The organism is Thermodesulfovibrio sp. 3907-1M, from assembly GCF_040450955.1.
GTDB lineage: Bacteria > Nitrospirota > Thermodesulfovibrionia > Thermodesulfovibrionales > Thermodesulfovibrionaceae > Thermodesulfovibrio > Thermodesulfovibrio autotrophicus.
In genome coordinates this window covers 1,748,440-1,770,630 of record NZ_CP144373.1, presented here as the reverse complement: position 1 = coordinate 1,770,630, position 22,191 = coordinate 1,748,440, and the positions used below count along the sequence as shown (strand labels likewise).

At 36.7% G+C, this 22,191-nt stretch carries 30 protein-coding genes, 1 tRNA gene and 1 riboswitch; of the genes, 7 read left to right on the top strand and 24 right to left on the bottom strand.

All coding sequences use genetic code 11. From position 1 onward, the window contains the following. Complete coding sequence (locus tag V4D30_RS09270) at positions 1 to 921, top strand: ABC transporter ATP-binding protein (protein WP_353684041.1); 921 nt, start codon at positions 1 to 3, stop codon at positions 919 to 921. Here the strand turns inward: V4D30_RS09270 and V4D30_RS09265 are convergent. From V4D30_RS09265 to V4D30_RS09230, 8 genes are read right to left on the bottom strand one after another with little or no spacing between them, the layout of a single operon-like run. Next, positions 913 to 2,163: a SufD family Fe-S cluster assembly protein gene (locus V4D30_RS09265; protein WP_353684040.1), complete on the bottom strand. Its 1,251-nt coding sequence runs from the start codon at positions 2,161 to 2,163 to the stop codon at positions 913 to 915. The genes V4D30_RS09270 and V4D30_RS09265 overlap by 9 nt on opposite strands. Next, positions 2,154 to 2,885: an ABC transporter ATP-binding protein gene (locus V4D30_RS09260; RefSeq protein WP_353685168.1), complete on the bottom strand. Its 732-nt coding sequence runs from the start codon at positions 2,883 to 2,885 to the stop codon at positions 2,154 to 2,156. The genes V4D30_RS09265 and V4D30_RS09260 overlap by 10 nt, the downstream gene beginning before the upstream one ends. A gap of 38 nt (positions 2,886 to 2,923) precedes the next feature. After that, complete coding sequence (locus tag V4D30_RS09255) at positions 2,924 to 3,847, bottom strand: radical SAM/SPASM domain-containing protein (RefSeq protein WP_353684039.1); 924 nt, start codon at positions 3,845 to 3,847, stop codon at positions 2,924 to 2,926. Continuing rightward, a complete protein-coding gene (locus V4D30_RS09250; RefSeq protein ID WP_353684038.1) occupies positions 3,840 to 4,415 on the bottom strand; it encodes a flavodoxin family protein in 576 nt (191 codons plus the stop codon). Before V4D30_RS09250 ends, V4D30_RS09255 begins: the two co-directional genes overlap by 8 nt. 42 nt (positions 4,416 to 4,457) lie before the next feature. Next, positions 4,458 to 4,952 (bottom strand): rubrerythrin family protein, encoded by a 495-nt coding sequence (locus V4D30_RS09245; RefSeq protein WP_353684037.1) that lies wholly within the window; start codon positions 4,950 to 4,952, stop codon positions 4,458 to 4,460. 2 nt (positions 4,953 to 4,954) lie between these two features. Then, the gene (locus V4D30_RS09240; RefSeq protein WP_353684036.1) at positions 4,955 to 6,175 is read right to left on the bottom strand and encodes an FprA family A-type flavoprotein; all 1,221 of its coding nucleotides are present in this window, start codon (positions 6,173 to 6,175) and stop codon (positions 4,955 to 4,957) included. A 2-nt stretch (positions 6,176 to 6,177) separates the two neighbouring features. Beyond that, a complete protein-coding gene (locus tag V4D30_RS09235) occupies positions 6,178 to 6,594 on the bottom strand; it encodes a ferritin-like domain-containing protein (protein WP_353684035.1) in 417 nt (138 codons plus the stop codon). 33 nt (positions 6,595 to 6,627) lie between these two features. Then, positions 6,628 to 7,143: a transcriptional repressor gene (locus tag V4D30_RS09230; RefSeq protein ID WP_353684034.1), complete on the bottom strand. Its 516-nt coding sequence runs from the start codon at positions 7,141 to 7,143 to the stop codon at positions 6,628 to 6,630. Positions 7,144 to 7,228: 85 nt separating this feature from the next. Then, positions 7,229 to 7,334: riboswitch (TPP riboswitch) on the top strand. 51 nt (positions 7,335 to 7,385) lie between these two features. Here V4D30_RS09230 and thiS point away from each other — a divergent pair. The 4 genes from thiS to thiC are packed head-to-tail and all read left to right on the top strand — an operon-like array spanning position 7,386 to position 10,246. After that, positions 7,386 to 7,583, top strand: a complete 198-nt coding sequence (gene thiS, locus V4D30_RS09225; RefSeq protein ID WP_353684033.1) for a sulfur carrier protein ThiS — start codon at positions 7,386 to 7,388, stop codon at positions 7,581 to 7,583. Position 7,584: 1 nt separating this feature from the next. Then, the gene (locus tag V4D30_RS09220) at positions 7,585 to 8,358 is read left to right on the top strand and encodes a thiazole synthase (RefSeq protein ID WP_353684032.1); all 774 of its coding nucleotides are present in this window, start codon (positions 7,585 to 7,587) and stop codon (positions 8,356 to 8,358) included. Continuing rightward, positions 8,355 to 8,966: a thiamine phosphate synthase gene (gene thiE / locus V4D30_RS09215; protein ID WP_353684031.1), complete on the top strand. Its 612-nt coding sequence runs from the start codon at positions 8,355 to 8,357 to the stop codon at positions 8,964 to 8,966. The genes V4D30_RS09220 and thiE overlap by 4 nt, the downstream gene beginning before the upstream one ends. Then, the gene (gene thiC, locus V4D30_RS09210) at positions 8,963 to 10,246 is read left to right on the top strand and encodes a phosphomethylpyrimidine synthase ThiC (RefSeq protein WP_353684030.1); all 1,284 of its coding nucleotides are present in this window, start codon (positions 8,963 to 8,965) and stop codon (positions 10,244 to 10,246) included. Before thiE ends, thiC begins: the two co-directional genes overlap by 4 nt. Position 10,247: 1 nt before the next feature. Here thiC and V4D30_RS09205 read toward each other — a convergent pair whose 3' ends face one another. Beyond that, a complete protein-coding gene (locus V4D30_RS09205; RefSeq protein ID WP_353684029.1) occupies positions 10,248 to 11,228 on the bottom strand; it encodes an NAD(P)-binding domain-containing protein in 981 nt (326 codons plus the stop codon). 101 nt (positions 11,229 to 11,329) lie between these two features. Between V4D30_RS09205 and V4D30_RS09200 the strand changes: the two genes are divergently transcribed. Beyond that, positions 11,330 to 11,971 carry a peroxiredoxin gene (locus V4D30_RS09200; RefSeq protein ID WP_353684028.1) on the top strand — a complete coding sequence of 214 codons (642 nt, stop codon included), beginning with the start codon at positions 11,330 to 11,332 and terminating at the stop codon, positions 11,969 to 11,971. 113 nt (positions 11,972 to 12,084) lie between these two features. Then, complete coding sequence (locus V4D30_RS09195; protein ID WP_353684027.1) at positions 12,085 to 12,285, top strand: heavy-metal-associated domain-containing protein; 201 nt, start codon at positions 12,085 to 12,087, stop codon at positions 12,283 to 12,285. Here the strand turns inward: V4D30_RS09195 and pheT are convergent. The 15 genes from pheT to rpsE all read right to left on the bottom strand — a co-directional run bounded on the left by pheT (position 12,282) and on the right by rpsE (position 22,185). Continuing rightward, entirely contained in the window at positions 12,282 to 14,360 is a 2,079-nt protein-coding gene (gene pheT, locus V4D30_RS09190; protein WP_353684026.1) for a phenylalanine--tRNA ligase subunit beta, read from the bottom strand. The genes V4D30_RS09195 and pheT overlap by 4 nt on opposite strands. Next, positions 14,360 to 15,364, bottom strand: a complete 1,005-nt coding sequence (gene pheS, locus V4D30_RS09185) for a phenylalanine--tRNA ligase subunit alpha (RefSeq protein ID WP_353684025.1) — start codon at positions 15,362 to 15,364, stop codon at positions 14,360 to 14,362. Before pheS ends, pheT begins: the two co-directional genes overlap by 1 nt. Beyond that, positions 15,365 to 15,727: a 50S ribosomal protein L20 gene (gene rplT, locus V4D30_RS09180; protein ID WP_353684024.1), complete on the bottom strand. Its 363-nt coding sequence runs from the start codon at positions 15,725 to 15,727 to the stop codon at positions 15,365 to 15,367. A gap of 29 nt (positions 15,728 to 15,756) precedes the next feature. Further along, a tRNA-Asn gene (locus V4D30_RS09175) sits at positions 15,757 to 15,829 on the bottom strand. 53 nt (positions 15,830 to 15,882) lie between these two features. After that, a complete protein-coding gene (rplQ, locus tag V4D30_RS09170; protein ID WP_353684023.1) occupies positions 15,883 to 16,272 on the bottom strand; it encodes a 50S ribosomal protein L17 in 390 nt (129 codons plus the stop codon). A gap of 3 nt (positions 16,273 to 16,275) precedes the next feature. Beyond that, on the bottom strand, positions 16,276 to 17,307 hold the full coding sequence (locus V4D30_RS09165; protein WP_353684022.1) for a DNA-directed RNA polymerase subunit alpha: 1,032 nt from the start codon (positions 17,305 to 17,307) through the stop codon (positions 16,276 to 16,278). A 27-nt stretch (positions 17,308 to 17,334) separates the two neighbouring features. Beyond that, complete coding sequence (rpsD, locus tag V4D30_RS09160) at positions 17,335 to 17,961, bottom strand: 30S ribosomal protein S4 (protein WP_353684021.1); 627 nt, start codon at positions 17,959 to 17,961, stop codon at positions 17,335 to 17,337. A gap of 3 nt (positions 17,962 to 17,964) precedes the next feature. Then, positions 17,965 to 18,351, bottom strand: coding sequence for a 30S ribosomal protein S11 (rpsK, locus tag V4D30_RS09155; protein WP_353684020.1), 387 nt, complete (start codon positions 18,349 to 18,351; stop codon positions 17,965 to 17,967). A gap of 27 nt (positions 18,352 to 18,378) precedes the next feature. Next, a complete protein-coding gene (rpsM, locus tag V4D30_RS09150; protein WP_353684019.1) occupies positions 18,379 to 18,744 on the bottom strand; it encodes a 30S ribosomal protein S13 in 366 nt (121 codons plus the stop codon). Between the two features lie 14 nt (positions 18,745 to 18,758). Beyond that, positions 18,759 to 18,872 (bottom strand): 50S ribosomal protein L36, encoded by a 114-nt coding sequence (gene rpmJ / locus V4D30_RS09145; RefSeq protein WP_353684018.1) that lies wholly within the window; start codon positions 18,870 to 18,872, stop codon positions 18,759 to 18,761. A 19-nt stretch (positions 18,873 to 18,891) separates the two neighbouring features. Then, complete coding sequence (gene infA / locus V4D30_RS09140) at positions 18,892 to 19,110, bottom strand: translation initiation factor IF-1 (RefSeq protein ID WP_353684017.1); 219 nt, start codon at positions 19,108 to 19,110, stop codon at positions 18,892 to 18,894. 25 nt (positions 19,111 to 19,135) lie between these two features. Then, positions 19,136 to 19,885, bottom strand: a complete 750-nt coding sequence (gene map / locus V4D30_RS09135) for a type I methionyl aminopeptidase (RefSeq protein WP_353684016.1) — start codon at positions 19,883 to 19,885, stop codon at positions 19,136 to 19,138. A gap of 7 nt (positions 19,886 to 19,892) precedes the next feature. Continuing rightward, complete coding sequence (secY, locus tag V4D30_RS09130) at positions 19,893 to 21,200, bottom strand: preprotein translocase subunit SecY (RefSeq protein WP_353684015.1); 1,308 nt, start codon at positions 21,198 to 21,200, stop codon at positions 19,893 to 19,895. Then, positions 21,200 to 21,646 (bottom strand): 50S ribosomal protein L15, encoded by a 447-nt coding sequence (gene rplO / locus V4D30_RS09125; protein ID WP_353684014.1) that lies wholly within the window; start codon positions 21,644 to 21,646, stop codon positions 21,200 to 21,202. The genes secY and rplO overlap by 1 nt, the downstream gene beginning before the upstream one ends. Further along, on the bottom strand, positions 21,643 to 22,185 hold the full coding sequence (gene rpsE, locus V4D30_RS09120; protein ID WP_353684013.1) for a 30S ribosomal protein S5: 543 nt from the start codon (positions 22,183 to 22,185) through the stop codon (positions 21,643 to 21,645). The genes rplO and rpsE overlap by 4 nt, the downstream gene beginning before the upstream one ends. Positions 22,186 to 22,191 lie beyond the last annotated feature (6 nt).

Sequence of the window (22,191 nt, the reverse complement as noted above, 5' to 3'; positions counted from 1 at the left end):
GTGCTACTTCAGGTTCAAAATCTAAGGACATTTTATAAAAATGCTGCTATCATAGATGATATCAATTTTCATGTAAAAAAGGGTGAGATATTTTCTATTGTTGGCGAGAGTGGCAGCGGAAAAACTCTAACAGGACTCTCAATAATAAATCTTTTGCCAGATTATTTCAGAGTTACGGGCAGATTAATATTTAAAAATACAGATATTCTTGCTCTTGATTCTTCTCAGATAAGAAAAATCAGAGGTAAAGAGATTTCCTGTATATTTCAGGACCCTATGGTCTCTTTAAATCCTGTTCTGAAAGCAGGCTATCAGGTCGCAGAGATGTTTATCTATCATTTTAATATGTCTGAGAAAGAAGCAATAAAAAGAACGGAACAAATATTTAACGAGCTTAAAATAGCCCATATAATCAATAACTATCCCCATCAGCTTTCAGGTGGAATGCGTCAGAGAGTTATGATAGCAATGGCAATAGCATGTGAGCCCGAGCTTATAATAGCGGACGAACCCACTACTGCACTGGATGTAACTGTGCAGGAAGAAATTCTTGATCTTCTTTATTTTTTAATTAAAGAAAAGGAAAAAGCCATGATTTTAATAACTCATGACATGAACATTCTTGGCGAGTACGCTGATAGAATGATGGTTATGTATGCAGGGAGAATCATGGAGATGGGAGATGTGGAGGAGATTTTTAAAAATCCTCTGCATCCTTATACCCGAGCTCTTCTGGATTGCATGCCTGTAGAAGGAAAGAAAATAGAAGGCATTCCGGGTAGTGTTCCGGACCTTAAAAATTTACCTCAGGGATGCGTATTTTATCCAAGATGTAAATATAAAGGGAAGGAGTGCAGGGTTGAGCCTCCTTCCCTTCGTGAGGTAGCTCCCGGACATCTTGTCCGATGCTTTTTACATTGACTCCTTTGATGTTATCTGAATCACTTCCTTTATATGTTTGTCTATTATTTCAGGCAGGAATGGTATGTCAAGATTCAGAAATCCGCTTGTAATAAGGCTTGTTGCCTCATCCTTTGTCATTCCCCTTGACATAAGATACTCAACCTGTTCCTCTGATATAGGACCTATTGATGCTTCATGGGAAAGGTCTGCTCTATCTGCTCCATACGAAATAAGCTGGGGTATTGCATATATAGATGCTTCTTTTGAAAATATAATACCTCTACAGTCAAGTCTACCCATACAGTATTCTCTTGTTTTTGCAATAAGATCACCACGGGAGTAAATAACACTTTTATGGTCAGCAATGGTTCTTGCAAGAGATTCTCCTTTGGTGTCTTTCCCCTCAAAGATTATTTTAGAGCCAAGGTCAATGTATGAATCTTTAAGCCCGTAAATTACTGTATTAAACCTTGCTGAGGCTCTGTCTCCTTTTAAATAAACCACGGGAAATGACTGAATGGATTTTACGGGTTTTAGCAGAGCATAATTGTTTACATAAACTCCGTCTTCTTCAACCATAACTGCTGTTCTTGGTCTAACATAAAAGTTTTCAGCCCAGTTATGTATCATTGTGAAGAAAAGCTTTCCACCTTTTTTAACATAAAACTCTGAAATTCCAAGATGGATTCCAGTTGCGTCAGACCTTGAAAGAGTGCAACCTGTAATTACATGAAGCTCTGCTCCTTCTTCAACAATAATTATATTATGGACATTCTGGCTAATATAGCCTTCTGCAATCATCAGACAGGTTTGAAGTGGATAATCAAGCTTCTGCCCTGGCAGAATTCTTATAAAGTATCCATGCGTAGGATTTAATGCAACCTGAGCAGTGTATTTATCAGTATCAGGCTGAACAATTCTCCAGAAATACTCTTCAAGCCAGTCATAGGATTCAACTGCTTCATTTGTGCTCATCAGTTCAACCTTGCCTTCATAAAGTTTACTCAGCCTTTTATATACTACTGAGTGGTCCATCTGTAGATAAGAGCCTGAACGCTCTTTTTCCTCCACATCAACGCCTGCCATCAATGCAGCTTCTTTTGCAAGCTCTGGAAGAAGCTCAAGAGACTCAATTTTGCTTCTTTCAATGTATTTTTGAAATTTTGTTAAATCTATATCCTCTCCATAAACTGCTGGTTTGTTTAAGGCTTTTTCAGCTCTTTTGCGGATTTCCTCTAAGTATTTCTTGCTTACTGGCATGTGGCGCACCTCCTGTAGCCATTTTTCTTTATTTCAGATAGTATGTCTCTTGGATTACCCCTGCACATGAGTTTCCCATTAAAAAGTATGTATCCTCTGTCAGCATTGATGTAGTCAAGTATATATCCTGTGTGGGTTATTACAATTGCGCTCCTTTTTACATCTTTAACTCTCTGGTCTCTTCCAAGAAGATGATTTGTCATTTCACCGATTAATACGATGTTTTCAAGATCAACTCCACTTTCTGGTTCGTCAATAAAAACAAGTTCTGGCTTCTGCATTAGTAATTGCAATAACTCTGCTCTTTTTACCTCACCTCCTGAGAAACCGTCATTTACGTCTCTGTCTAAGTGATTTGTAAGATTCAATTTTTCAGCATATTTTAGAATTTCATCATCTGTGTTTTTGCCATTGCTCACAATTTTAAGAAGCTTCCTTAAACTTACACCTCTTACAACAGGAGGTCTCTGAAAGGATATTCCCATTCCAAGTTTTGCTCTTTCAGAAATATCCATATGTGTAATGTCCACACCTTTAAAGATTATTTTACCTTTCTCAATTTTATATTTCGGGAATCCCATCAATGTCATTATAAATGTTGTCTTACCAGCACCATTTGGTCCGAAAAGAACTGCTATTTCTCCATAATCAAGGGAAAAATTAATATCCTCAAGAACTCTTCTGCCTTCAACAGAAACATGGAGATTTTTTACTTTTAACATCTCTCCCATACCAGTCCTCCTTTGTTTTAAATATTGTATCACCGTTCACATTCCTCGTGATTTTTAGTATTGCATCTTGGGTCTGATTTACTGAAATTATTATAGTGAATAATACTGTGAGCAACACAACCTCCCCTGCATTTTTCTTTTATGTTACATGATTTATTATTACATGAATTGTTAAGGAGAGTTTTAAAAATTTTAAATTTGTGAGAGTTGAGAATCTCATAAAGAGAATTTTGAAAAACATTACCTATGCAGAACTCGTCAAATCCTGATAGAAGATAACAGGGATAAACTGCTCCATCGGGTATGACAGTTATTTTTTCCGTTCCTGCAGGACAACGATATTTCTTATCTCCACCTGTAAATCCCTTACAGTAAACAGGCTTTATACCCGAATACTGATTTTTTAATTCTTCAATTAGTTTCATAAATTCATAAAAAGGCATTGATAGCTCTAAATCTTTTTCTGTTACAGCGTCCATGTAGATTAAATAATAATCAATCCCATTGTTTTTTGCAAATTCTATGATTTCTCTGTGAGGAGTATGTTTTCTTGATATAACGCTTTTAATCCATAACTTATGTTTTTTTATTAAATCAAGAAGACTTTGATTTATTCCATCATTGATGGATACTCCGATCTGTATTCTGGAATTTTTATTAAGTTTCAATAGCCTTTCTATTCTTTCCTCAAAACTTCCATTTGTGCTGATAGTTACTTTTATTTCATGATCAATGGCTGATTTCACTAGCTCATCAAGAGCTTCATAAAGAAAAGGCTCACCACCAAGGATATCAAGGTGTAGAACATTGTTTCTTTTTAAAATATTTACAAAATCTTCAATTTTATCTGGAGGAAACTCTACAGATTCAAAAGAGCGATTTGCCCTGTTAAAACAGAAGTCACATGTTTTATTACATCTTAGTGTGGGAAAAAACTGGACATATTCAATCATTTTCTAACAATTCTATCACAGCGTTTTTTAAATCATTGATTACCTCATAATTTTTCAATAAAGAGCCGGGTTCTTCATATCCGAGGTAAGAGATTGTTCTGTGCTCACTCACATTGATTGTTCTGAGAAAGGCTTTCAGTGTTGCCTCTGAACAGGTAACTCCAATTTGTCCCTTTTTCATCCCACCAACAAGCATGATGAGAGCTTTTCTTTTAAACTCTTTTTCCGGAATCGGTCTTTTTAAAACATATTTTTCATACCAGAAGCACTGACATCGGTCAATAATAAGCTTTAATTGGGCTGGAACACCAAAAAAGAATATGGGTGATGCAATTATGATTCTGTTTGCCTCTCTTAGTAAAGGATAGATTTTATCCATATCATCATGAATAATGCATTCACCCGTATCTTTACAGCCATCACAGGCAGTGCAGCCTGAGATGTTTAGTTCACATGCTTTTATGAGATTTATCTCATAATTTTTTTCACTACAGAGCTTTATTGCTTCATTGAGAAGCATTTCAGAGTTTCCCTTTCTTGGTGAACCCAGTATAGCAAGAATTTTCATTTTTTTTGTAAAAGCTCCCTCCAGAATGGAGGGAGCTTTGGTTTATTCAATTTTTTTATACATCTTTTTGGGAGCACCACAAACAGGACATTTATCTGGTGGTTCACCTTCTACTGTATGCCCGCATACCTGACAGACATAGTAGTCAGCATCCAGTTTTTTATCGAGATTTTCAAGGGCTTTTTTGAATAACTCAGCATGAACCTTTTCCACTTCATTAGCATAGTAAAAGCTTCTTTTTGCCTGAGTAGCACCTTCTGCTTCTGCATCTTTAATCATTGGTGGATACATGCTTTCAAATTCATAGGTTTCTCCACTGATGGCAGCTTCAAGATTTTCTTTTGTGCTTTTAATTCCATTTGCAGCTTTTAGGTGATTCATTGCATGAATCGTTTCAGCATCAGCAGCAGCTTTGAAAAGTTTAGCAACTGCGGGGTATCCTTCTTCCTCTGCTTTCTTTGCAAAGGCAAGATATTTTCTATTTGCCTGAGACTCACCTGCAAAGGCTTCCATCAAATTCTTAAGTGTTTTTTCCATTTTTACACCTCCATTTTTGCATGATATTCTTTTAAAGCCTTTCCAAAGGCTATGCCAAACTCATAGCATTTAGCCAGATCCTCCTCTGATGGTTTGTATAAAACTCTTATACCCGGTTCAAAAACATCAAGTTTCATTGCTTTAGCTATTTCATACATGTCTTTTACTGCCTCACCAGACCAGCCATAACTCCCGAATGCAGCAAATAGCCTGTTTTTAGGTCTTAGACCTTTAAGATAACTTAAAAACTCAGCAACTGATGGGAAAACTCCATTATTTAATGTGGGGCAACCAACTATAACCCCCCTTGACTTCCAAACTTCCTTTACTGCCACTGATTTTGGAGTTGCTCTGAGTTTAATTATTTTTACAGGAATCCCTTCATCTTCAAGCCCCTTTGCAATTGGAAAGACCATCTGCTCAGTGCTGTGCCACATTGTATCATAGACTATAACTGCACTTAATTTTGCTTTTGCATCAACCATATTAGAATAAAGACTCAATACTTTGTCTATGTGAGAACGCCAAATAACCCCGTGGTCTGGAGCTATCATTTCAATCTCAATGCCAAGCTTTTTTATTTCCTCAATTTTCGCCTTAATAACATTTCCATAGGGCATAAGAATGTTTGCATAGTAATCAATAACAGCATCTTCAAGCTCTTCCATTGAACGGCTCTGAACAAACTCATCATCAAATCTCTCTACAGTTGCCATGTGCTGACCAAAAGCGTCCTGACTTACGAGCAGTTTTTCTTCTTTAATATAGGTAAACATGGAGTCAGGCCAATGCATCATAGGTGTTTCAATGAAATGGAGGGTTCTTTTTCCAGTTTTGAGGCTATCTCCTGATTTTACCACATTGACTTTATATCTGGATAAATCCATAAATCTGCTTAATCCCTTTTTGGCTCTTTCTGTCATGTAAAGATTTGCATTTGGAACAATCTCTAAAATCTTTTCCAGTCCTGTAGCATGGTCATTTTCAATGTGATTTATTACAATGTGCCTTATTTTTTTAGGCTCAATGATTCTTGAGATGTTTTCAATTGAAATATGAACAAAATCATGATGAACTGCATCAAGCAGTGCTGGTTCGTCATCAACTATAAGATAGTTGTTATAACTTGTTCCATGAGGTGTTTCATAACCGTGAAAATCTCTTATTGCCCAGTCAACAACGCCAACCCAGTAAATCTGATTTTTTAATTCCACTGGCTTCATTTTTATTCCTCAAGAAGAGAACTGAATTTATCAAGATGAATCTCTTCTTCTTCAAGAATCTGCTCAAAGAGCTTCCTTGTTACATAGTCTTCTTCTTTCTCAGCCATTTTGATAATTTCTTTGTAAAGCGCAACAGCTTCCTCTTCTGCTTTTTTGTCAATCTGAAGCATTTCCGTGAGGTTCTTACCAATTGTTATTGGGTCTGGTTGTGTTGTTGGGATGCCTCCATAAAAGGCAATTCTTTCTGCAATCTTTTCAGCATGAATCATTTCATTAATAGCAAATTCCTTAAAAAGTTTACCCACTGCCTCTGCTTTGATTCCCTTTGCCAGAACATGTTGCCACATGTACTGAATGCTTACCTGAAGCTCTCTTGCAACTGCTTTCTGCAGTTTACTCATAAGCTCATTGCTTATCATAAAGCACCTCCGTTTTTAATGAATTGATTTTTTTTAATTTTGATGTTTAAGTTCTTCCAAAGTGCCTCTGCTTCCGCAGGAAGGACATTTCTGAGGTTTGTGCTTTGCTGTTCTGATTGAATCACATTGAGAGCATTTATATTCTTTCAATCCCACTTTGATGTCTTTTTTCTTTTTACATTCAGGGCATAAAACATGTACTGTTAATTGAGCATCAAGAATGTCAAACTGAGGAAGATACTGATACAAATCAGGAAGCTCAACTTTTTGATAAATGTCAAAAACTTTTTTACATCTTACACATATTGCATGATGATGTTCAGTTGTATCAGGATCAAATCTTCTTTTCTCAGGATCAACATGAATCTCTTTAACTTTGCCCGTTGTTTTTAAAAACTCTAAAACATTGTAAACTGTTGCAACTGACATTGTAGGGAAATCCTTTGATAAGGCTTCATAAATCTCCTCTGCTGATGGATGTTGTTTATTTCCATCAAGATACTTCAAAATAGCAAGCCTCTGCGGTGTCCATTTTATTTTCGGTATCATTAAAACAATTCTAAATAAAAAACGATTTGTTTGTCAAATTAGTTAATGGCACATTGACAGATTCAGTTATAAATTTATACAATTAATTAATCCCTGGGGGAGGTCAAAGGACCTGAGAGTTCCCGATGAGGGAAGACCCCTTGAACCTGATCCGGGTAATGCCGGCGTAGGGAAAGGGAGAGACTGAGCTAAAAACCAGCCTCTATCCTTCAGGGATAGGGGCTTTTTATTTTGGAGGTTTTATGAAAGTAAGGGTAAATGGCAGTGATATGGAGGTGAAGGCAACTACAATAGCAGAGCTTTTACAGGAGCTTGAGATAAATCCTCAGAGGGTTGTTGTTGAGGTTAACCTTGAAATAATTAAAAGAGATAGATTCAGTGAGCATAAAATAAAAGAAGGCGACTCAATTGAGATCGTCAACTTTGTTGGAGGAGGATAAAATGGATGATCCATTAATTATCAGAGGTATTGAGTTTAAGTCAAGGCTATGGGTTGGAACAGGTAAATACAAAAACTTTGAGGAAACTGCCCGTGCAATTGAAGCTTCCGGAACAGATGTGGTAACAGTGGCAGTAAGAAGAGTAAACATCATAGACCGCTCAAAGGAAAATCTTCTTGATTACATTGATCCAAAGAAATACAAAATTCTTCCCAATACTGCAGGTTGTTACACAGTGGAAGATGCCCTTAGGTATGCAAGATTGGCAAGAGAAGCAGGTGTGTCAGACATGGTCAAGCTTGAGGTAATTGGTGACGAAAAAACACTTTTCCCTGATGTATGCGGGCTTCTTAAGGCAACAGAGATTCTTGCAAAAGAAGGCTTTATTGTTTTTCCATACACAAATGATGACCCTGTAACAGCAAAAAGACTTGTTGATGCAGGTGCTGCAGCAGTTATGCCTCTTGGTGCCCCCATTGGCTCAGGACTTGGAATAAGAAATCCCTACAACATAAAGATAATTCTTGAGACCGTAAATGTTCCTGTAATTGTTGATGCAGGAGTAGGAACAGCCTCTGATGTATCACAGGCAATGGAGCTTGGCTGTGACGCAGTTCTTGTAAACACTGCAATTGCAGGCGCCAAAGATCCAATTATGATGGCTCAAGCACTGAAGCATGCATGGATTGCTGGAAGGCTTGCATACAAGGCAGGAAGAATTCCTAAAAAGCTTTATGCCTCTGCAAGCTCACCAATTGAGGGAATGCTTACATGAAGTATAAACTTTATCTCATAGGTGATAGAAAGCTTTTTCCTCAAGAAGAAGCTTTTTTAGAGGCAGTGCAAAAGGCTCTTAAGGCAGGTGTTAAGGCTTTTCAACTAAGAGAAAAGGATTTGACTGCAAAGGAGCTTTATTTTCTTGCAAAAAAAATGCGTGAGATAACAAAAAGAAATGACGCTTTACTATTCATAAATGACAGAATTGATGTAGCTCTGGCTATTGATGCTGATGGAGTTCATCTTCCCCAGAGCGGTTTTCCTGCTCATGTTGTAAGAAAGGTATGGAAGGATAGATTTATCATAGGTGTATCAACCCATTCAGTGGAGGAGGCAAAGGAAGCTTCAGAGTGGGCTGATTTTATAACCTTTAGCCCTGTTTTTCATACTCCAATGAAAGGAAAGCCACAGGGAATAGATAAGTTAAAAGAGGTAAAAGAGGCTGTTAAATGCAAAGTTTTTGCTCTTGGAGGAATCAAGCTTGACAATCTCCATGAAGTAATGCCCTATTGTGATGGAGTGGCCATGATAAGCGGAATTTTAGGGCAGAAGGACATTGAAGGAACAGTGAAAAAATTCAATGAAATTTTAGGAGAAAAGCCATGACAAGAATTGAGTTAGCAAAAAAGGGAATAATTACCGATGAAGTAAAAGAGGTTGCAAAAGAGGAAGGTATCTCACCTGAAATGCTTTCTAAAAATATTGCAGAAGGAAAGGCAGTTATAACAAGGAATGTTCTTCGTGATATAAAGCCTCTTGGAATAGGAAAAGGATTAAAAACCAAGATAAATGCCAATATTGGAACATCAAAAGATAAAACAGACCTCAATGAAGAGCTTGAAAAGCTTGAGATAGCTGTCCATTACGGTGCTGATGCAGTAATGGACCTTTCCACAGGAGGTCCACTTAAAGAGATGCGTAGAGCAGTGATAAAGCATTCTCCTGTAAGTGTTGGAACTGTTCCAGTTTATGAGGTTGCTGTAAGGGCAATTGAAAAGTATGGAAGCATAGTAAAGATGACCGTTGACGATATATTTGATGTAATTGAGGAGCATGCAAAGGATGGAGTTGATTTTGTAACAGTTCACTGCGGTGTTACCATGAAGATTGTTGAGATGCTTAAATCCGGTGAGAGAGTTTTACCAATTGTAAGCAGAGGAGGTTCAATCCTTGCAGACTGGATGTGTTATCATGGAAGAGAAAATCCACTTTATGAGCAGTTTGACAGACTTCTTGAGATTGCAAAAAAGTATGATCTCACACTTAGTCTTGGAGATGGATTGAGACCAGGATGTCTTGCTGATGCAACAGATAAATATCAGTTGCTTGAACTCATAACCATTGGTAAACTGAAGGAAATAGCTGTATCAGAAGGAGTTCAGTGCATAATTGAAGGACCCGGGCATCTTCCACTGAATCATGTGCAGACAAACATTAAACTTCAGAAAAGCATATGCAGGGAAGCACCTTTTTATGTTCTTGGTCCTCTTGTAACAGACTGTGCGATGGGTTATGACCACATTGCAGCAGCAATTGGTGGTGCTCTTGCAGGGATGTACGGTGCTGATTTTCTCTGCTACGTTACTCCTTCAGAGCATATAAGGCTTCCTGATAAGGAAGATGTAAAGGAAGGGGTTATTGCATCAAAGATTGCTGCCCATGCAGCAGACCTTGCAAAGGGGTTACCTCAGGCATGGCAGAGAGACAACAAAATGGCAGAAGCAAGAAGAAACTTTGACTGGCAGGCTCAGATTGCTCTGTCCTTTGACCCTGAAAAAGTAAGCTCCATGCGAGCTCAAAGACCACCACTTCAGGATGAAAAAGTCTGCAGCATGTGTGGTGAGTTCTGCGCAATAAAGATTTCACGGAGGGCTGTTGAACTTTAATTTAAACTTTGAACTTTAAATTTTGAATATAAATAAGCGAATATTTCTCAATAATTCTTTTTACAGCCCTGTGCGCTGAATTAAATGCATGAACTATACTGCCTCTTTTAACTGCTACATCACCAACAAGAAATACTCTTTCAAGATTGCTCTCTCCAAATTCATCAATGTCCGGGAGTGAATCTTTAAATCTTACACCTATTTTCTCAAGAAAGTTTCTTGGTGTGCTTCCTCCAAGACAGTAAAAAATCTTTGAAAATACTTCAGTATACCCATCAGTGAAGATTACTTTTACTCCTTCCTTTTCAGGTTCAACTCCCTTTATCTCTGTGCCCAAAAAAAAGGTTATTTTATCTTTTCTCTTTTCAAGCTCTCTAAGATTTTCTTCATTTATTCTAAAAAATTCAGGTCTTCGGTATGATATATATACATCACACCTTCCTGATAGAATACAGGCAAGTTCAGCAGCTGTATTCCCTCCTCCAACCACAAGTATTTTTTCTCCTTCAGGCAACTCTTTTGGAAGTTCAAAAAAAACTCTGTGTTTTACTTCTTCAGGAATTGGATATGATGGCTTTTTAGGCTTATCAAAAACTCCTGTAGCAATAACCACCGCATATGCTCTGGCAACAGAACATGTGCCAGCTTTAATAATATAAAATTCTCCGTTCTTTTGCAGCCCGTTAATTTCTGTGTTATAAAAAATTTCTACCTGATAATCTTTAATATATTTCTCCATCCGTTCAAGAAATTGCTCTTTTGTTTCTGTTTCAAAAGAACATACTCCCTCTAAAGCTATATTCATGCCTTTGTAATTTCTATCCACTCTTTTACCTTCAGGATAAAGCCTTCGTATTGTGTAACAAAGATTACCAGCTTTCTCAAAAATTGCAATATTCTTTATGCCTGCTGTTTTCAATTCAACTGCTGCAGCAATACCTGCAGGACCTGCACCAATTATGGCAACCAATAGCTCTTTCATAAGCTTTTATTATACCTTAGAAAGCCTGCCTGTGTAAAAATATTGACTTTTTTATAATTACTATTTTATAATTATTTTAAAATAAAATCGGAGGTGATAAGATGGATGTAAGAATGCCTTTATTAGGTGAGAAAATTGAAAACAGAAAAGTAAAAACAACGCACGGAATCATTAATTTCCCCGGTGATTATGCAGAGAAATGGGTAGTTTTGTTCAGTCATCCTGCAGACTTCACGCCTGTTTGCACAACAGAGTTTGTTGCTTTCCAGAAGCGAATTGATGAATTTAAAGCATTAAATTGTGAGCTTATTGGGCTTTCAATTGATCAAGTATTCTCTCATATTAAATGGATTGAATGGATTAAAGAAAAACTTGGAGTGGAAATAACTTTTCCAATTATTGCAGATGATATGGGAGAAATAGCAAGATCTTTTGGAATGATTTCGCCGGCAAAAGGAACCAATACAATCAGAGCTGTATTTGTTATTGATCCTCAGAGTGTTTTAAGACTTGTTCTTTATTATCCTCAGGAAGTAGGTAGAAACATTGATGAGATTATTAGAGCAGTAAAAGCACTACAGACATCTGATGCTAACAATGTTGCAATTCCTGCAGGATGGCCTAATAATGAATTAATAGGAGACAAAGTAATCATTCCACCAGCCTCTGATGTGAAAACAGCTCAGGAAAGAACTAAGCAGTTTGAAAACTTTGATTGGTGGTTTTGCTACAAGAAACTATAGAATTATTGAGCCCGCTTATGCGGGCTGTTTCCCTCTATATTGCCCTTATAAAATCACACTTTATTTAGCATAATATGATAAAATTTAAAAAACACATCAACAGGAGAAAAACAATGAAGAGGATAAAAATATTTATTGAAGGAATGAGTTGTCAACATTGTATTAAAAGAGTTTCTCAGGCACTTCAAAAAGCGGCAGTTGCAGAAGCAGATGTAAAAATCGGAGAAGCTACAATTGTTTTTGATGAAAATAAAACAAATATTGAAAGGATTACACAGGCTATTGAGGAAGCAGGGTATAAACTTAAAAATTAGGTTCTGAGAGTAGCTCCGGTTTCAGCAATAATTTTTTCTATTAATTGATTATGAAAGCTTTCAACTTCCTCTGCAGTTAATGTCCTGTCAAAGGCTCTATAAGTTATCCTGAAGGCTATACTTTTACTTCCTTCAGGAATTCCTTTGCCCTGATATACATCAAAGATAAAGACATCCTCAATAAGTTCACTGCTGTATGAGCTAACAATATCAAGTATTTTCTGTGATTCAAAATCAATAGGCAGTATTAATGCCACATCTCTCTTCACTGGAGGATATGTGGAAAAAGGTTTATACTTTATTTCTGTCTGAACGAATGAGAACAACTTATCAAGATCAAGCTCTGTCATACATATGTAAGGCTTTGTCTTAAAATCAAGTCTTGATAAAACCTTTGGAGAAAGTACTCCAATGAATCCAATTTTTTCACCATTTACGAAGATATCCGCTGATTGTCCAGTATGTAAAAATATCTCTTTAGACCTAATATATTGAACATTGTTTATTTTGAAATACCTGAAAACTCCGTCAATCAAACCCTTCAAAGCATAGAAATCATAGGGGTCCTCTTTAAAGGGAGATTTAAAATCCTCTTTCTTTGTTATTATGGCAAGATGAACAGGTTCTTCAGGAAGAGAGGCAGCTTGCTGAGCTATAAATACTCTTCCTATTTCAAAAAGCTTTAAATTTTCTATGCCACGGGCAGTGTTTTTTTCAATGTTCTTAAGAAGCCCCGGAAGAAGCATTGTTCTCATTACTGATTCTTCCTGCCTTAAAGGATTAAGAAGGGAGATAAACTTTCTTCTTCTGTCATCTTTTGGAATTTCTAATAAATCAAGATCATCGGCAGACATAAAGCTGAAATTAACAGCTTCGCTGAAGCCAAGAGAAATCATGTAATTTCTTAAAAGATCTAAAAATTTTCTCTTTTTTGTAAGTTCATAGTTTTCTTCAACATATTTAAATGCCTGAGGTAACTCAGCAGGGATTCTGTCATAACCATAAATTCTTGCTACTTCTTCAGCAATATCTTCTTCAATTGATATGTCCTGTCTGTGAGAGGGAATTTTAGCAATATAAATCCCGGAGTCCTTTTTTCTAACTTCTATTTCAAGAAGTTCAAGAATTTTTAAGATTTCATCATCTGAGAGATTTATACCTAAAAAGTTGCGGATTTTTTCTGTGTTAAACAGAACTTCTTTCAATGGAATTTTGACTGGATAGACATCTATGATCTCATAGAGCTCACCGCCTGCAAGCTGCTGAATTAAAAAAGCTGACCTGTCAAGAGCTTCTTTAAGAGCCTCAATATCAGTGCCTCTTTCAAATCTGTAAGAGGCTTCAGTTGAAAGTCCGAGTTTTTTTGATGTTTTTCTTATTCTTTCAGGTTTAAAATAAGCACTCTCAAGAAGAATATTGACAGTTTTATCAGTAACCTCAGTATCTGCACCACCCATAATTCCAGCAATCGCAACAGGTTTTACTCCATCCCAGATTAAAAGATCATGAGAGTCAAGCTTTCTTTTTGCCCCATCAAGAGTGGTAATTTCAACAGAATCCATACCAAAATCTTCTGGCGTTCCAACTCTTATTTGCTTCCCTTCAAGAAGGTCAAGGTCAAAGGCATGAAGAGGTTGCCCCCATTCAAGAAGAACATAGTTTGTAACATCAACAACATTGTTTATTGAACGAATTCCTGATGCCTCAAGCCTTTTTTTTAGCCAATCAGGTGATGGAGCAATCTTTACATTCCTGATAATTCTTCCCGCATATCTATAACAGAGGTCTTGATTGGCAATAGAAATTTTAAAATTCGGTTCTTTTAATTCTTTTTGAATTTCAAAGAATGGTTTTTTGAGTCTTAATCCAAAAATTGCTTTAATCTCTCTTGCTATTCCAATTAGGCTGAGGCAGTCTGCTCTATTGGGTGTTATTTCTAAATCAAGAACTGCATCGCCTTCAAAATCTTCAATTCCTCCTACTTCAACTCCTACCATTGTCAGGGCATCGGCAAGCTTTTTTAGTTCTATCTCTCCCTCAATGTAGTCTTTTAACCAGCTAAATAAAACTTTCATCAGAATTGCCTCAAAAATCTTATGTCATTTTCAAAGAATAATCTTATATCATCTATTCCGTATTTAAGCATTGTAAGTCTTTCCACACCCATTCCAAAGGCAAAGCCTGTGTATTTTCCTTCAGGATATCCTGCAAACTTAAATACATTGGGATGAACCATTCCAGCACCAAGAACTTCAAGCCATCCACTGCCTTTACAAACCCTGCATCCAGCTCCACTACAAATAATACAGCCAATGTCTATCTCAGTTGAAGGCTCAGTAAAGGGGAAAAAACTTGGTCTAAATCTTATGGGAATATCTCCAAAAAGCCTTTTTAAAAAATAAACAAGCACACCCTTTAAATGAGAAAAGGAGACATTTTCATCAACCATCAAACCCTCAACCTGATGAAACATTGGAGTATGTGTTACATCTGAATCACAGCGATAAACCTTTCCAGGAGAAATAAACCTAAGCGGAGGCTTTTTCTTTTCCATAACTCTCACCTGAACAGGTGAGGTGTGGGTTCTTAAAACAACATCTTCACTTATATAAAAAGTATCCTGCATGTCTCTGGCAGGATGGTTCTTTGGAATGTTTAATGCTTCAAAGTTATAATAATCAAGCTCTACTTCAGGACCTTCTTCAACAGTAAATCCCAGTTCTCTGAAAATATCTATGATTTCAAGAAGAGTTCTGTTAACTGGATGACTTCCACCAGAATAAAAATCCTTACCTGGCAGTGTGATATCAATTAATTCTTTTTTTAAAGCCTCTGATATTTCCTTTTGCTTAAGTTCTTCTTCTTTGTTTTTAAGAGCTTCTTCAATAAAGTTTTTAAGTCCATTAAGGATTTTTCCCTGTAATTTTCTCTGTTCAGGCGGAAGTTTTCCTAAATTTTTGATTCTTTCTGTAATTATACCTTTTTTACCAATATACTTTGCTTTAAGATTAACAAGCTCAACAACAGAGTTAATCTCATTTATTTCTTTAACAAAGGCTTGCAGTAAAGGGTCTTGCATTTATGCTGCTTTTACAAAGGGTTTTACCTTCTCTATCAATGCTCCAAAGGCATTTATATCATTGTAAGCAATATCAGCAAGAGCTTTTCTGTTAAGTGAAATATTTGCCTTTTTAAGTCCATTAATGAATTGATTATAAGTGAGACCAAACATTCTTGCAGCAGCATTTATTCTTGTAATCCAGAGAGCCCTGAAGTCTCTCTTTTTAAGCCTTCTGTCTTTATATGCGTGCTCTAATGCCTTTTCTACTGCTTTGGCAGCCACTTTATATGAGCGATGTCTGCCACTGTAGTATCCTTTAGCCATTGAAAGAACTTTTTTATGATATCTTCTTGTTTTAAATCCACCTTTTGCTCTTGGCATCTGCTCCTCCATTAATTTTAAAATTTAAACTCCTGGGGAGGGATTCGAACCCCCGACCAAGTGGTTAACAGCCACCCGCTCTGCCGACTGAGCTACCCAGGAATCATTTTAAAGTTATCAAATTTTGCTAAGTTATGTCAAATTTCAAAGCTGTGCTACTCTGATTTTTTCTCTTCCTTTTCAGGTTTCTTATAGTCTACAAACTCCAGTATTGCCATTGGTGCGCTATCTTTAATTCTAAATCCTGTTCTTACAACTCTTACATATCCACCGTTTCGGTCCGCAAAGCGAGGTGCAATTTCTGTAAAAAGCTTTCTTATTAACTCTTTATCTGGTAAGTAACTGAGTGCGAGCCTTCTTGAGTGCAGATCCCTCCTTTTCCCAAAGGTAACAAGTCTATCAGCAAGTTCTTTAACAGCTTTTGCCTTAGCAGCAGTTGTTTCAATTCTTTCATACTTAATAAGAGAAGCCAGAAGTCCCCTCAAAAGAGCCTTTCTCTGATTTGCTGTTCTTCCAAAATGTCTTCCATCAACTCTATGCCTCATCCATTACCCCCTCTGAGCTTTTTCTTTGAATTTTTCAAGTAACTCTTGATTTATTCTCATTCCAAGCTTTAAACCCAATGTGTTCAAAACTTCCTTTATTTCCTCAAGTGAACGCTTACCAAAGTTTTTAGTTTTTAAAAGCTCGTTTTCGTTTTTCTGAACAAGTTCAGCAATGGTGTTTATTCCAGCACTCTTTAAACAATTATATGCTCTAACAGATAGTTCAAGGTCCTCAATTGGCTTAAAAATATTTTCATTTACTGTATCAAATGTTAAACTTTCTTCGGTGTTAGTAACCTCCTCTTCTGACTGTTTATTTTGAATTTCAGATTCTTTGAAAAACCTCATATATTCAAAATGATTGATGAGTATATTAGAAGCCTCGCTGATTGCTCTCTCAGGAGTTATACTTCCATCAGTCCAGAGCTCCAAAATCAATCTATCATAGTCTGTAAGTTCTCCAACCCTGGTCTTTTCCACTCTAAAGTTGACCTTTTTAATGGGACTGAATATGGCATCAACAGTAATCGCATCTACAGGCAAATCCTCATCTTTAATTGCCTCTGAAGGAACATACCCCCTGCCTTTGCTCAGATAAAGGGACATCTCCAGTGAAGCATCCTGATCAAGAGAGCAAATATACTGGGATTTATTCAAAACTTCATATGTTCCATCCGTCTGGATAGCTTCTGCAGTAACTTCAGCTGGACCTTTTACATTAAGAGTAGCTATTTTTTTATCAGCACTCTGAGAATAGTATTTAAATCTTAATTTTTTAACATTCAAAACAATATCCAGTACGTCTTCCTTTACTCCTTTTATTGAGCTGAACTCATGTAAAACACCATTTATTTTTATGGCATAAACTGCTACTCCTTCAAGAGAAGAAAGCAATACTCTTCTCAATGAATTTCCCAGTGTTATTCCATATCCTCTCTCAAGGGGCTCTATTATAAGCTTTCCATATGTATCAGTTAAACTTTCCTGCTCAAACTCAACTTTTTTGGGCATTTGAAATTCTTTATATAAATTCATTTACTGCCTCCCAACTTTCACTATAAATTATTTTGAATAAAACTCTACAATTAACTGTTCTTGCACTGAAAGCTGTATTTCGTCTCTTTCGGGAAGTCTCACAAATTTACCTTTCATTTCTTCAGTATTCACTTCTATCCACTCAGGGAATCCTCTCTGCTCAGCCAAAGCAAAGCTTTCTTTAATGACTTCTAATTCTTTACCTGATGGGATAATTTCAATTATATCTCCAGGTCTTACCAGATAAGAGGGAATATCAACTTTTCTGCCATTAACCATAAAATATCCATGCTTTACTAACTGCCTTGCCTGTCTTCTATTCAGAGCAAACCCCATCCTGTAAACCACATTGTCAAGCCTTCTTTCAAGAAGTCTCAATAGATTTTCACCAGTTACACCCTTCATTTTTGTAGCTTTTTCAAAGTAGTTCTTAAACTGCCTTTCCATAACACCATAAATTCTCTTGACTTTCTGTTTTTCTCTTAACTGTAAACCATAATCTGATAATTTACCCCTGTTATGTCCGTGCTGTCCAGGAGGGTATTTTCTTCTTTCAAAGGCACATTTTTCTGTATAGCATCTTGTACCTTTTAAAAACAGTTTCATGCCTTCTCTTCTGCAAAGTCTACAAAGAGGACCTGTATATCTTGCCATTTTTTAAACCCTCCTTCTTTTTGGAGGTCTGCACCCATTATGGGGCACAGGTGTTACATCTTTAATTAAGTTAATTTCAAGCCCTGCTGCCTGTAGTGCTCTTATTGCTGTTTCTCTTCCTGCTCCAGGACCCTTAATTAAAACATCTATCTGTTTCATTCCCATGTCAATAACTCTCTTTGCAACTGTCTCTGCTGCTATTTGAGCTGCATAAGGAGTTCCCTTCCTTGAACCTTTAAAGCCGCAACTACCTGCAGAAGCCCACGCTACAACATTACCATTGGGGTCTGTGATTGTTATAATTGTATTATTAAAAGTCGTCTGAACATGAGCCACTCCGTATGGAACATTCTTTTTTACTTTTTTTATACCTTTTCTTTTCTGTGCCATTAATTTATATAACCTCCTTTAAATTTTTTATTTTTTCTTCATGATCTTTCTTCTCGGACCTTTACGGGTTCTCGCATTTGTGCGCGTTCTCTGTCCTCTTACAGGCAAGTTAGCCATGTGTCTGAGTCCTCTATAACAGCCTATATCCATCAATCTTTTTATATTCATGGATATCTCTTTTCTGAGCTCACCTTCAACCTTGTAGTTTCTCTCTATCTCACTCCTTATCTTTACTATCTCTTCATCTGTAAGGTCTTTTACTCTTTTGTTAGGATCCACCCCTGTTTCTTTCAATATTTTATTTGACAAGCTTCTGCCTATGCCGAAAATTCTTGTCAGTCCTATTTCAACTCTTTCATTTTTTGGTATATCAACGCCTGCTATTCTTGCCATACTATACTCCTTTCTTATCCCTGTCTTTGTTTATGCTTTGGATTTTCACAGATAACTCTAATAACTCCTTTTCTCTTAATTATCTTACACTTTGAACAAATCTTTTTTACTGAGGCTCTTACTTTCAATTAACACCTCCTATTTAACCTATTTAAATCTATAAATTATTCTACCTTTGGTAAGGTCATAGGGAGATATTTCAACCAGTACTTTATCGCCTGGCAAAATCTTTATAAAATGCATTCTCATTTTTCCAGAAACATAAGCAAGTATAACATGCCCATTTTCAAGCCTTACTCTAAACATAGCATTAGGTAAGGCTTCCTCAATGGTTCCCTGCATTTCTATATGTTCTTCTTTCGGCATATAACTTGTTAATATATCTATATTTTTATAATTTAGTCAAGATTTCCGGTTCACCTTCAGTAATTACAATGGTATGCTCAAAGTGAGCTGAAAGAGAACCATCCTTAGTAACAGCTGTCCATCCATCTGAGAGAATTTGTACTTCATAAGTTCCTACATTTACCATGGGTTCAATAGCAAGGGTCATGCCTTTTTTCAGTTTTGGACCAACTCCTTTTGTGCCAAAATTCGGAATTTGAGGATCTTCATGAAGAGACCTTCCTATTCCATGACCTACAAAGGCTCGTACAACAGAAAATCCGTTGGATTCAACATGTGCTTGAATTGCACTGGATATATCACCGATTCTATTGCCTGGAATTGCTTCAGAAATTCCTTTATACAATGCTTCTTCTGTAACTTTGAGTAATTTCTGAGCTTCCTCTGAAATCCTTCCAACAGGATAAGTATATGCAGCATCACCATAGAAGCTTTCACATAAAACTCCTACATCAACGCTCACAATGTCTCCTTCTTTAATAAAAACTTTTTCTGATGGGATTCCATGAACAACCTGCTCATTTATTGAAATACATGCACTGGCAGGATAACCTCTGTAACCTTTAAACGCAGGAGTTCCTCCCATCTTAATTATCAAATTTTCAATAAATTGCTCTATATGCTTTGTTGTCAATCCTTCTTTAATAAAATTTTTAAGTTCACAAAGAACTGCAGCCACTATCCGGCAAGATTTGCGCATTTTTTGTAGCTCTTCAGGACTTTTTAATATGATCACTACCTGATTAGTCCTTCCTGCCCTTTATTCTGAACTTTTTGAAGAATCCTTCATAGGATCTGCTTATCATGTGAGTTTCAATTTGAGAAACTGTATCAAGAGCCACACCAACTGCTATAAGAAGTGAAGTTCCACCAAAATAAAAAGGAACTTTAAACTTGGCAATAAGAATTTCCGGTAAAACACAAACAGCACTCAGATAAAGAGCACCGATGAACGTAAGGCGTGAAAGCACACGATAAATATATTCAGATGTCTTCTGTCCTGGTCTTACTCCTGTAATATATCCTCCATTTTTCTGAAGATTTTCAGCAATTTCCACAGGATTGTAAATTACAGCTGTATAAAAATATGTAAAAAAGATTATCAAACCAACGTAAAGTATGATATGAAGAAAGCTTCCTGGAGAAAGCTGTTTTGCCAGAGCCTGAACCCATGGAACAGCTATAAATCCTGCGACAGTAGCGGGAAACATCAATACTGAAGAAGCAAAAATCGGAGGAATAACTCCTGCTGAATTAATCTTCAATGGAAGATATGTGGTATATCCACCATACATCTTTCTTCCAACAACTCTTTTTGCATATTGAATCGGAATTCTTCTCTGTCCTCTTTCAATAAATATAATTCCTGCCACAACTCCTACCATAACCGCAACCAGAATTAAAACAAAAAATATTGATAATTCACCTGTTCTAACAAGATTGTATGTATAAAAACAGGCATTTGGAAATCTTGCAACAATTCCTGCAAATATTATTAAAGAAATACCATTACCTATTCCTTTTTCTGTTATCTGTTCTCCAAGCCACATGAGAAAAGCTGTTCCTGCTGTCAGAGTAATCATTGTTACGAATCTAAATGACCATCCTGGGTCCTGAATAAACTGTCCACCACCCATGCTTTCAAGTCCAATAGCTATACCAAATCCTTGAATTGCAGCAATTACCACTGTTGCATATCGTGTATATCTCGTTATTTTTTTCCTGCCTTCCTCTCCTTCTTTTGCAAGCTTTGCCAGAGATGGAATAACAACAGTCAAAAGCTGAAAAATAATTGATGCACTTATATAGGGCATTACGCCGAGAGCAAAGATGGTAACCTTAGAAAGTGCTCCACCTGTAAAAATATCAAAAAAGCCCATAACCGCTCCACCGCGCTCAAGTAAAAACTTGCTCAACGCTTCACCATCTATGCCTGGTGTTGGTATATGAGCTCCGATTCTGAATACAGCAAGCATGGCAAGAGTAAATAAAACTCTTGCCCTTAATTCTGGTATCTTGAGAATGTTTCTAAAGGCTGTTATAAGTCCCACTATATGACCTCTACTTTACCACCGATTGATTCAATCTTTTGCAGGGCTGCTTTGCTTATAGCATGAGTCTTAATTATGACAGGCTTTTTTATTTCACCACTTCCAAGAATTTTCAATCCATCTTTTAACTTTTTAACAACACCTTTCTGTAAAAGAGTTTCTGGAGTAATAACATCAACTTCATCAATAATTTTATTTAAATCTTTAAGATTTACTATTGCATACTCTTTCCGAAAAGGTACATTTGAAAAACCTCTTTTGGGAACTCTTCTCTGAAGCGGCATCTGCCCACCTTCAAATCCTGCTCCTTTAGCACCCCCTGAACGGGATTTCTGTCCCTTAATTCCCTTTGTTGCATATCTTCCATGTCCAGAACCCAGTCCTCTTCCAATTCTTTTTACTCTTTTTTTGCTTCCTGGAGCTGGTTTTAATTCATTTATTTTCATAAAACCTTTTCCTCCTCAACTGCTTGATTTTCTTCAGGGACTTCTATTTCAGAAGGTTTTACTCTGAGTTTTGCTACCGAAGTAGGCTCTTTTAGGCTACTTAATGCTCCTATTGTTGCCTTAACTGAATTAAAAGGATTGTGGCTTCCAAGAACTTTTGCAACAACATCCTGAACTCCCGCCACTTCAAAAACCGCTCTTGCAGGACCGCCAGCTATTATACCAGTTCCTTTTGGAGCAGGGTTTATTACTATCTTTGTAGCACCATATTTGTACTCCACACGATGTGGAATTGTAGTATCTTTCAATGGAAAACTTATAAGATTTTTTTTCGCCTTATCTATTGCCTTTCTTATTGCATCAGGAACTTCTGCTGCTTTTCCCTTGCCAACTCCAACAATCCCTGCTTCATTTCCTACTACAACCAAAGCACTGAAGGAGAATCGTCTGCCACCTTTTACAACTTTGGCAACTCTATTTATGTAGACTACTTTATCTTTTAAATTCAGTTCCTGAGCATTTATTCTCTGCTGCTTCATTACTCC

Bases quoted from the DNA above. Each gene is read 5' to 3' on its own strand.
- infA (WP_353684017.1), bottom strand. From the start codon at position 19,110: ATGCCGAAAGAAGAACATATAGAAATGCAGGGAACCATTGAGGAAGCC.
- rplO (WP_353684014.1), bottom strand. From the start codon at position 21,646: ATGAAAATAAATGAATTAAAACCAGCTCCAGGAAGCAAAAAAAGAGTA.
- V4D30_RS09220 (WP_353684032.1), top strand. From the start codon at position 7,585: ATGGATGATCCATTAATTATCAGAGGTATTGAGTTTAAGTCAAGGCTA.
- thiS (WP_353684033.1), top strand. From the start codon at position 7,386: ATGAAAGTAAGGGTAAATGGCAGTGATATGGAGGTGAAGGCAACTACA.
- pheS (WP_353684025.1), bottom strand. From the start codon at position 15,364: ATGCAAGACCCTTTACTGCAAGCCTTTGTTAAAGAAATAAATGAGATT.
- V4D30_RS09265 (WP_353684040.1), bottom strand. From the start codon at position 2,163: ATGCCAGTAAGCAAGAAATACTTAGAGGAAATCCGCAAAAGAGCTGAA.
- rpsE (WP_353684013.1), bottom strand. From the start codon at position 22,185: ATGAAGCAGCAGAGAATAAATGCTCAGGAACTGAATTTAAAAGATAAA.
- V4D30_RS09205 (WP_353684029.1), bottom strand. From the start codon at position 11,228: ATGAAAGAGCTATTGGTTGCCATAATTGGTGCAGGTCCTGCAGGTATT.
- thiE (WP_353684031.1), top strand. From the start codon at position 8,355: ATGAAGTATAAACTTTATCTCATAGGTGATAGAAAGCTTTTTCCTCAA.
- V4D30_RS09245 (WP_353684037.1), bottom strand. From the start codon at position 4,952: ATGGAAAAAACACTTAAGAATTTGATGGAAGCCTTTGCAGGTGAGTCT.
- V4D30_RS09195 (WP_353684027.1), top strand. From the start codon at position 12,085: ATGAAGAGGATAAAAATATTTATTGAAGGAATGAGTTGTCAACATTGT.
- V4D30_RS09235 (WP_353684035.1), bottom strand. From the start codon at position 6,594: ATGATAAGCAATGAGCTTATGAGTAAACTGCAGAAAGCAGTTGCAAGA.
- rpsD (WP_353684021.1), bottom strand. From the start codon at position 17,961: ATGGCAAGATATACAGGTCCTCTTTGTAGACTTTGCAGAAGAGAAGGC.
- thiC (WP_353684030.1), top strand. From the start codon at position 8,963: ATGACAAGAATTGAGTTAGCAAAAAAGGGAATAATTACCGATGAAGTA.
- V4D30_RS09240 (WP_353684036.1), bottom strand. From the start codon at position 6,175: ATGAAGCCAGTGGAATTAAAAAATCAGATTTACTGGGTTGGCGTTGTT.
- rplQ (WP_353684023.1), bottom strand. From the start codon at position 16,272: ATGAGGCATAGAGTTGATGGAAGACATTTTGGAAGAACAGCAAATCAG.
- pheT (WP_353684026.1), bottom strand. From the start codon at position 14,360: ATGAAAGTTTTATTTAGCTGGTTAAAAGACTACATTGAGGGAGAGATA.
- rpsM (WP_353684019.1), bottom strand. From the start codon at position 18,744: ATGGCAAGAATAGCAGGCGTTGATATACCAAAAAATGAAAGAGTTGAA.
- V4D30_RS09255 (WP_353684039.1), bottom strand. From the start codon at position 3,847: ATGATTGAATATGTCCAGTTTTTTCCCACACTAAGATGTAATAAAACA.
- V4D30_RS09230 (WP_353684034.1), bottom strand. From the start codon at position 7,143: ATGATACCGAAAATAAAATGGACACCGCAGAGGCTTGCTATTTTGAAG.
- V4D30_RS09250 (WP_353684038.1), bottom strand. From the start codon at position 4,415: ATGAAAATTCTTGCTATACTGGGTTCACCAAGAAAGGGAAACTCTGAA.
- rpsK (WP_353684020.1), bottom strand. From the start codon at position 18,351: ATGGCACAGAAAAGAAAAGGTATAAAAAAAGTAAAAAAGAATGTTCCA.
- V4D30_RS09165 (WP_353684022.1), bottom strand. From the start codon at position 17,307: ATGAATTTATATAAAGAATTTCAAATGCCCAAAAAAGTTGAGTTTGAG.
- rplT (WP_353684024.1), bottom strand. From the start codon at position 15,727: ATGCCAAGAGCAAAAGGTGGATTTAAAACAAGAAGATATCATAAAAAA.
- V4D30_RS09200 (WP_353684028.1), top strand. From the start codon at position 11,330: ATGGATGTAAGAATGCCTTTATTAGGTGAGAAAATTGAAAACAGAAAA.
- V4D30_RS09260 (WP_353685168.1), bottom strand. From the start codon at position 2,885: ATGTTAAAAGTAAAAAATCTCCATGTTTCTGTTGAAGGCAGAAGAGTT.